Origin of the sequence: Facklamia sp. P12955, from assembly GCF_050409565.1 — a bacterium.
In the GTDB taxonomy this organism is placed as follows: domain Bacteria; phylum Bacillota; class Bacilli; order Lactobacillales; family Aerococcaceae; genus Facklamia.
The window spans coordinates 1-7,618 of record NZ_JBNUPF010000039.1; the positions used below are offsets into that span (position 1 = coordinate 1).

A 7,618-nucleotide genomic window follows, 5' to 3' on the forward strand; every position below is an offset into this window, starting at 1 on the left:
GAAGTAACCAGTCGGTTACCTCACCTACTCATCAACCCTATTTGACAAAGAGCCATTTTCATAAATACCCACTACTGATGCTTTATGCTATAATGTTTTTAGCGAATTAGAGAGGAATAATTATGGAAAACAAAGTCTTTCACATCACTCCTAAAACTAGAGAAGTAGATTCTAAAGAAATGAATAAAGAGCGTTTTATCACAAGCTTTAAGAAAAAATTTGATCTATATGGAAAGGGCGATAAGTTACTAAGTCTTATTGTCATTGTTTTACTACTTTTTTCCATGTTAGCCGTCTTTTCTTCTACCATGTCACAAGATCCATTAGCCATGGTGAAGAAGCAAGCCCTCTCAATTTTGATTGGTTTTTGCATGATTTTACTCGTTCGGCTTGTTCCAAACGGATGGTTTTCTAACATCTTTTTAATTAATATACTCAATTTTCTAACAATGGTTTTAATTTTTTATGCTACTTTCTTCGGTCAGGAAGGAGGAGGGGCATCTTCTTGGATCAATATTGGAGGATATAATTTTCAACCTTCTGAGCTATTTAAAATAGCTATGGTGCTCACATGTAGTCGACTGGCTGTTTATTTTAAAAGAACTTATCTGATAGCACTAGAAAAGTCTTCTTTTTGGTATATCATTTTGCCCTTTGGTTTAATGATAATATCGGCAATGTTTGTTTTAATTCAGCCTGATGTAGGCACAACAGTACTTATTGGTTTTTGTGCTTATTCTCTGTTTATGATTTTTAATTTATCAAGAAAGAAGAATATTCTTTCTCTGTTATTTTTTATTGTTGTTACTATAGTTATCTATATTGTTTCAATATACTTTGCAGACTATTTTGTGGGTACTGGAAGGCACTTTTTTGAACGTTTAGGATCTTTCATTGATCCGTTTAAATATCAACATGGGACAGGCTATCAAGTCATTCAATCCTATAAAGCAATCGCTAATGGTGGCCTTTTCGGTGTGGGCTTAGGTCAAGGAGTAATAAAAGAAATGCTTCCTGCCGCTCATACAGATTTTATTTTATCAGTGATAGCAGAAGAGACAGGATTGCTAGGGGTAAGCGCTGTAATCTTAACATTACTTGGTTTAGTTTTTTACTTACTCAGAACAGCCAGTATGATGAGTAAATTGTTTCACCGTATTTGTATTACGGGATTTGCTATTTTAATCTTTACGCAAACATTTGTAAATATTGGAGGATTGACAAGTTTAATCCCCCTTACTGGAGTGACACTTCCCTTTATATCGTATGGAGGGACGAGCATGGTAGTCAATTTGATAATAATAGGCATTGTTCAAAAATTCATCAGTGAAGAAGCTCGGATGAGACAAACAACTAATCGCTCAAAAGTATCCAATTTGAAAGGTGGACGCTAATGACATTTGAAGCAGTAAAAAGAAAATCGCTTGTTGTATGGTTATATAGTCTTAAACAATGGAAGCAATTAAGAAAATATGGCACAGTACATTATTTAAGTGAACGCTTGAAATATGCCATCATGTACGTGAATGATTCTCAGCTTGATGAAACTTTATCTTCTTTGCGTAAATTAAATTTTGTGCGGGAAGTAGAGGTTTCATACCGAGATGATATCGATATGACTTTTAAAGATGCTATAAAGGATCGAATTGATCCTGATTTAAAAGCAGAAGAGGAAGAAGAGGTTTCCTTTGACGAATTCTTTAAAGATCTCGCCCAAGAAATCGTCCCAGAAGCAAAAGATAAGAAGTAGGTGGTATGATGCGAGTCATTGCAGGAAGTTATCGATCTCGTCCTTTAAAGGCGGTTCCCGGGAAAAACACACGGCCTACAACCGATAAAATAAAAGAATCGATGTTTAACCTTTTGGCTAATCGATTACCGATTGATGGCTATTGTTTGGATTTTTACGCGGGATCAGGAGCTTTGGCCATAGAATCTGTTTCAAGAGGACTGGCAGGAGCTGTTATGTGCGAGAAAGATCGGCGAGCCGTTTTAACGATTAAAGAAAATATAAAGATGACAAAAGAAGAAGAAAAGTTTGTACTTCTAAGTGGCAAAAACCGGACAAAGTTATTAGATTGGGGTCTAAAAAACCAACGAGCCTTTGACCTTGTATTTCTTGATCCCCCTTACGCTGAAAATCAAGTTGAGCAAGACTTAGAGTGGTTAATCAAAAATGATTTTCTAAATCCGAGTTGCTTAATTGTTCTTGAGGCTGACGAAGTGCATTCCGTAAAAGAAATCCCTAATTTTCTTGAATTAAAAAATAAAAAATATGGGATTACAGTCATTCGAATATATCAATACCAAGGTGAGGAGAGCGAAGAGTATGAGTAAAAGGGTAGGTGTTTTTCCTGGTTCATTCGACCCCTTAACATATGGACACTTAGATTTGATTGAGCGATCCAGTCAATTGTTTGATGAAGTAATCGTATTAATTGCAGTGAATACCACAAAAAAGACCGTCTTTACAGTTGAGGAGCGAAAACTTTTAATCGAAGAGGCTACAGCAGCATTTAAAAATGTAAAAATTGATTACTTAGAAGATGGCTTAATTGCTCATTACTATCAAAAAGTTAAGGCGATTTCCCTTATTCGGGGAGTACGCTCGGCACAAGATTTTGAATATGAAGCGAATATTGCGACTGTTAATCGAACCCAACTCCCAGGCCTTGAAACAGTTCTTTTATTTGCGAATGAAAATTATCGCTATTTAAGCTCCAGTTTAATCAAAGAAATCGCTTATTTTGGTGGAGATATTTCGCAAATGGTTCCTCCAAATGTTGCCCAAGCACTTGCTCAAAGGATAAAATAAAAAGAGATATCCAAAGCTTATTTTAAGGCCCTCAGTATTTTGATGCTGGGGGTCTTAAAAGCGCCTTTAAGAAATTCTCCTTGTATTTAAGATTGTCAAGTGAGGAGGAAAGTCATGAAGTCTTATTTTGAAGAAAGTCAAAAAGCGTCTGTTTATGCAAAAATTAGAAATAAGCCATTTTTATTGATATTAGTTGCTTGTGTATGTGTTTTTATGATGCTAAATCAAAACAATTTATTAAGGGATACTGTTGATTTACAAGCAGAAGAGCATTCACTAGCATTGGAAATGACCAGTCAAGAAAATGAGACCACTGTATTAAAACAACTTTATGTAGATTTGAAGGGAGCGGTTATGAAACCAGGAGTTTATCAATTACAGCAAGGATCACGTTTAATTGATTTAATCGATAAGGCTGGAGGTTTTACTGAAGATGCGGCACAAGACAGCTTAAATTTAGCGTTACTGTTAGAAGATCAGATGATGGTTACAGTATATAGTCAGTCGGAATGGGATACCCTAATCATAAACGAGCAATCACAGCAGAAAACATCGGCCTTAAACCAGGAGTTAATGTTGGTAGGATCTTCTAATAAAGAGGAGAGGCAAACACTCATTAATATTAATACAGCAGATCAAGCAGAATTAGAAACTTTGCCACAAATCGGTCCTTCTAAAGCTCAAAAAATCATTCAGTATCGCCAGGACCATGGTTCTTTTCAAGCCACTGAAGATATTTTACAAGTTTCAGGCATCGGTCCAAAAACCTTTGAAGGATTAAAAGACCTTATTACAGTAGGGCTTCAGCAATGAATAAATTGACAAGTTGTCGTTATCACTGGACTTTAATTGCTATGCTAATTAGTTTGTTTTTATTGTTTCTTATACATTCCACCTTGTCTTTCTTCATTCTATTTTGTTTAAGCCTTATACGAATTATTAAGTGTGATAATAAGGCCGTAATCATTTTAGCTGTCTTTTTTTTATTGCTAGTGTTCGTAAGGCATCGGTTTTTAGAAAACAAGTTACAAGAACAACTTTCTATGCTTAATGACCAAGAAAAAATTGAAGCCACTATAACTATCAATCCAAACCAAATCCAACAAAGTGAAAATACTTTTTATGGTGAAGTCTTCTTAATTATCGAAAATGATACCACATTCCCTGTGACAGTGACCTATTGGAATGAGGAAGCTTTGCAAGAAAATTTACCTGACTTAACCCTTAGCTCCTATCGTTTAGAAATAGAAGGCGAAATTAAGCAAGTAGAACCTAATCGCAATTTTGATCTTTTTAACTATCAAAGTTACTTAAAAAGAAAAGGCATAGCTTGGGGGGTGGAGGTAAAGAAAATTAAAAAAATTTCATTGAATCAATCTAATTTAATCAACCATCCCTTAGTATTACTTGCTAATGTTAGAGCAAGATTAACACATTATATAAGAAAATGTGGTCAGATTCCTTTAGTTAGTATTCATAATAAATTACTCTACAATTTAAATTCCACAGTTTATCAAGATTACAAACAGGCCTTTATGACTTTAGGAATTTTACACTTTTTCTCAATCTCAGGTTTTCATGTCAACTATCTCCGAAGAGTTCTCAATACTATCTTATTAAGAATAGGTATTTCTCCTCTAGTAAGTAAAAAAATCAATTTTATACTTTTAACCTTTTTTGCATGGTTAGTAGCTTGGCCTATAGGTGTTATCCGTTCTATGTCGGTTATTATAATTAATGATTTACGCAAAAGGTTTGATTGGCCACTTTCTTCTTTAGATGTTTTGTCAGTAATTTATATAACCCTCCTAATTATTAATCCCTTCAATATAAAAAGTTTAGCCTTTCTTTTATCATTCATAATGTCGTATCTGATTTATTTTTATCAAGGAAGTATAGTCGATAGCCTTTCAACTACTTGGCAAGAAAAAAGTGAACTAACTTTATTTTGTTTCTTATTTTCATGGCCCCTTTTACTCTCAAGTACTTATACCATTAATTTTTTACAACTAGCAGTCGTGCTTTTATTTGCGCCTATATTCGAAAGATGGATTCTGCCAAGCATGTTCTCTTTTTCAATTTTATTATATGTTAGTCAGTACTATCCAGCTTTATTAAAGTTCATTACTTATCTATCTAATGTCTTCCAAAGAATGTGGGAATTCCTTTCACTTCATTCTGTTATAGAAAGCGGAACAATCTTATTAGGAAACGGAAACTTTTTCTTACCAATCTTTTTACTTGGTATAGCTATTATTTGGTTTTATTATTTAAAAAGTAACCCAAAATTAGCTTGGCAATCTTTAATTATCGGTTATTCAATCGGAATATTATTTTATCCTTATCTTGATCCACGTGAGCGAATCATCGTTTTAGATGTAGGGCAAGGAGATGCTTTACTCTATAAAAAGGCTTTTTCAAAAGAGGCTTGGTTAGTTGATACCGGAGGGAAGATGGCTAGCTACCAGGAGAAAAATAAATTGGATACTCAATTTGCTTTAAAAAATGTCATTCCAGCTTTAAAATCACAAGGAATTGCTAGTTTGGAAGGCGTCATTATCACTCATCCAGATATCGACCACCTTGGTAATTTGATAACACTTATTCAAGAGATTGAAATAAAACATCTGTATTATTCAAAATTCACTAAAGAGTCAGCAATATGGCAAACCATGGCAAATAAAATTCCTAATCAGACCCAACATCATATCTTAAATCCGGGAACTAAGGTGAGGGTAGGAGGCAATCAAATTGAGATAATTTGTTTGGATATGCCTGCGAGTCTTAAAGATGATTTTAGTAATGCTTCTTCGCTAATCACTTCTTTTGTAATAGACGATAAAAAATTTCTTAATATGGCAGATCTACCAATTGAGCTAGAAAAATCTTTGTTACAAGTTTTTTCAAGTGAAAAAGTAGACGTTTTAAAAATTGGTCATCATGGTAGTAAAACTTCTACTAGTGAAGATCTATTAGACCAACTGCAACCAGAATTAGCGCTCATATCATCTGGGAAGGACAATCCTTATAATCATCCTCATAGTGAAACAATTGAAAAATTAGAAAAAAGACACCTTAATTATTTAGATACACAAGATGTCGGTGCTATCGAAATTTCATACTTACCTTTTTATGGCTGGTCAATTAGAACAGCAATAAACAAGGAGAACTTAAATATACAGATTAGAAATACACATTTACTATATTAGCGATATATGATATATTTTAAAAAACTGAAGTAAAGGGAGGTTTGTGATGAACATAATAGTCTTTATCTATGCATCTATAGTGTTTATAACTGGCATTTTAGGAATAAAAAATGGGCTCAATATTTCAAAGATAACATTGACTGTTATTGATTTGCTATTTCTTTTGACCCTAATGAATTTATGGTCAAGCTTGAAACCTTTAGACATTGCTATTTCTATCTTGTTACTAGCCCTTTCCATTACGCTCTATCGCGATCGATTGGTAAGTAGTCGACAAGCTAATATAAGCCATCATCTTTTGCGTTTAATCATCCATTTTATTCTAATATACTTTTTATTTAACTAAAAATTGACAGATAATTCTTCTTTCGTTACATTGGAAGCAATATAAAGGAGGAATTCTATTGGAAAAAATACCAAGTTTTACCATCAATCATTTAATCTTAAAACCCGGTATCTACTTGTCTCGAACAGATGAGATTGGTGGAAGAAAACTACATACTTATGACTTACGTTTCACAGCACCAAATGTTGAACCCGTAATGAATACAGCAGAAATACATACAATTGAGCATTTAGCAGCAACTTTTTTACGTAATCACGAAAAATATAAAAAGGAAGTCATTTATTTTGGACCAATGGGCTGTCGTACGGGCTTCTATTTAATTTTAACGGACGCCTTAGAAGGGCTAGAAGTTTTGAATTTAATTAAAGAAACCTTTAAATTCACAGCAGACTTTGAAGGGGAGATACCTGGTGCTACTGCCAGAGATTGTGGAAATTATCTCGATCAAAACCTACCAATGGCTAAATATCAAGCAAAGCGATATGTAAAAAATCTTGAAAAAGTGACTGATTTAAGCTTTACTTATCCCGAATAGTTTTTCAAAAATAAATGCAGGTTTATAATGGAGTTTAAAATGAAACTTCAACAAACCTGCTATTTATTTGACTGTGTAGTGATATAATTAATCAGTAATTAATTGGTCTCTTTCAAAGTCGAATTCAACTGCTGGATATTGAATGGTTTGGTGAAACAGCTCTTATAACTTTTCGCATCCAAATCACATCAATAAAGCGTTCAGCTTTGCGCACTAATTTTGGGAAAGTAAGCATAGGTTTAAAGCCTTCTTTTTCATGAAAGCTTAGAGAGCGATAATTATCAGCGACAATGGTAGAAATGATGTATTCGATATTAGTTTGAGAGAGCATCAACACTATCACCGTATAAAGTTCATGACCGCCCCCCTTTACTGGACAACCTTCAGCTGTCTAGATTGAAAGTAAAGTAGCCTGAGGCAAAAAGGCTTTATAAAAACCACTAAGGTAAGCAAAGCCAATCACTTCATTTCCATGTTGAAAGCCTAATTTACCATCGGTTTTATAGACAGTTAGTCGTCGACTAATTGAGCGACGTGTTAAACCGAGCTCCACCTGGGCTCTGGCTTTTGATTTTCGGCCCTGTGCAACCGATTGAATGACGGCATATTTTCTTTGTTCGAACATTATTAAATAACTCCCCATCTAACCCCCCTGAAGGAAGTATAACTCAGAAGTGGGACATTTTGATTTGTGTTCTCTTGAGACATTATCA

Annotated in this window: 9 protein-coding genes and 1 pseudogene; 8 read left to right on the forward strand and 2 right to left on the reverse strand. The window is 34.2% G+C overall.

Annotation, left to right across the window (positions count from 1 at the left end; all coding sequences use genetic code 11):
* Positions 1-122 precede the first annotated feature (122 nt).
* The 8 genes from ACQV2G_RS08715 to ACQV2G_RS08750 all read left to right on the forward strand — a co-directional run bounded on the left by ACQV2G_RS08715 (position 123) and on the right by ACQV2G_RS08750 (position 6,905).
* On the forward strand, positions 123-1,394 hold the full coding sequence (locus ACQV2G_RS08715; RefSeq protein ID WP_428874314.1) for an FtsW/RodA/SpoVE family cell cycle protein: 1,272 nt from the start codon (positions 123-125) through the stop codon (positions 1,392-1,394).
* Positions 1,394-1,750, forward strand: coding sequence for a YlbG family protein (locus tag ACQV2G_RS08720; RefSeq protein ID WP_428874316.1), 357 nt, complete (start codon positions 1,394-1,396; stop codon positions 1,748-1,750). The genes ACQV2G_RS08715 and ACQV2G_RS08720 overlap by 1 nt, the downstream gene beginning before the upstream one ends.
* A gap of 5 nt (positions 1,751-1,755) precedes the next feature.
* Positions 1,756-2,337 carry a 16S rRNA (guanine(966)-N(2))-methyltransferase RsmD gene (gene rsmD, locus ACQV2G_RS08725; protein WP_428874317.1) on the forward strand — a complete coding sequence of 194 codons (582 nt, stop codon included), beginning with the start codon at positions 1,756-1,758 and terminating at the stop codon, positions 2,335-2,337.
* Positions 2,330-2,815: a pantetheine-phosphate adenylyltransferase gene (gene coaD / locus ACQV2G_RS08730; RefSeq protein WP_428875366.1), complete on the forward strand. Its 486-nt coding sequence runs from the start codon at positions 2,330-2,332 to the stop codon at positions 2,813-2,815. The genes rsmD and coaD overlap by 8 nt, the downstream gene beginning before the upstream one ends.
* Before the next feature lie 114 nt (positions 2,816-2,929).
* Positions 2,930-3,628 (forward strand): helix-hairpin-helix domain-containing protein, encoded by a 699-nt coding sequence (locus ACQV2G_RS08735; protein WP_428874321.1) that lies wholly within the window; start codon positions 2,930-2,932, stop codon positions 3,626-3,628.
* Entirely contained in the window at positions 3,625-6,024 is a 2,400-nt protein-coding gene (locus tag ACQV2G_RS08740; RefSeq protein ID WP_428876611.1) for a DNA internalization-related competence protein ComEC/Rec2, read from the forward strand. The genes ACQV2G_RS08735 and ACQV2G_RS08740 overlap by 4 nt, the downstream gene beginning before the upstream one ends.
* A gap of 46 nt (positions 6,025-6,070) precedes the next feature.
* Positions 6,071-6,370, forward strand: coding sequence for a hypothetical protein (locus ACQV2G_RS08745; RefSeq protein WP_428874322.1), 300 nt, complete (start codon positions 6,071-6,073; stop codon positions 6,368-6,370).
* 58 nt (positions 6,371-6,428) lie between these two features.
* Positions 6,429-6,905 (forward strand): S-ribosylhomocysteine lyase, encoded by a 477-nt coding sequence (locus tag ACQV2G_RS08750; RefSeq protein ID WP_428876612.1) that lies wholly within the window; start codon positions 6,429-6,431, stop codon positions 6,903-6,905.
* A gap of 124 nt (positions 6,906-7,029) precedes the next feature.
* Here ACQV2G_RS08750 and ACQV2G_RS08755 read toward each other — a convergent pair.
* Together ACQV2G_RS08755 and ACQV2G_RS08760 are read right to left on the reverse strand one after the other, a co-directional pair.
* Positions 7,030-7,260, reverse strand: a pseudogene (locus ACQV2G_RS08755) (N-acetyltransferase family protein); the annotation flags it as partial.
* A 36-nt stretch (positions 7,261-7,296) separates the two neighbouring features.
* The gene (locus ACQV2G_RS08760; protein WP_428874325.1) at positions 7,297-7,548 is read right to left on the reverse strand and encodes a hypothetical protein; all 252 of its coding nucleotides are present in this window, start codon (positions 7,546-7,548) and stop codon (positions 7,297-7,299) included.
* Positions 7,549-7,618 lie beyond the last annotated feature (70 nt).

Bases quoted from the DNA above. Each gene is read 5' to 3' on its own strand.
- ACQV2G_RS08715 (WP_428874314.1), top strand. From the start codon at position 123: ATGGAAAACAAAGTCTTTCACATCACTCCTAAAACTAGAGAAGTAGAT.
- ACQV2G_RS08720 (WP_428874316.1), top strand. From the start codon at position 1,394: ATGACATTTGAAGCAGTAAAAAGAAAATCGCTTGTTGTATGGTTATAT.
- rsmD (WP_428874317.1), top strand. From the start codon at position 1,756: ATGATGCGAGTCATTGCAGGAAGTTATCGATCTCGTCCTTTAAAGGCG.
- coaD (WP_428875366.1), top strand. From the start codon at position 2,330: ATGAGTAAAAGGGTAGGTGTTTTTCCTGGTTCATTCGACCCCTTAACA.
- ACQV2G_RS08735 (WP_428874321.1), top strand. From the start codon at position 2,930: ATGAAGTCTTATTTTGAAGAAAGTCAAAAAGCGTCTGTTTATGCAAAA.
- ACQV2G_RS08740 (WP_428876611.1), top strand. From the start codon at position 3,625: ATGAATAAATTGACAAGTTGTCGTTATCACTGGACTTTAATTGCTATG.
- ACQV2G_RS08745 (WP_428874322.1), top strand. From the start codon at position 6,071: ATGAACATAATAGTCTTTATCTATGCATCTATAGTGTTTATAACTGGC.
- ACQV2G_RS08760 (WP_428874325.1), bottom strand. From the start codon at position 7,548: ATGGGGAGTTATTTAATAATGTTCGAACAAAGAAAATATGCCGTCATT.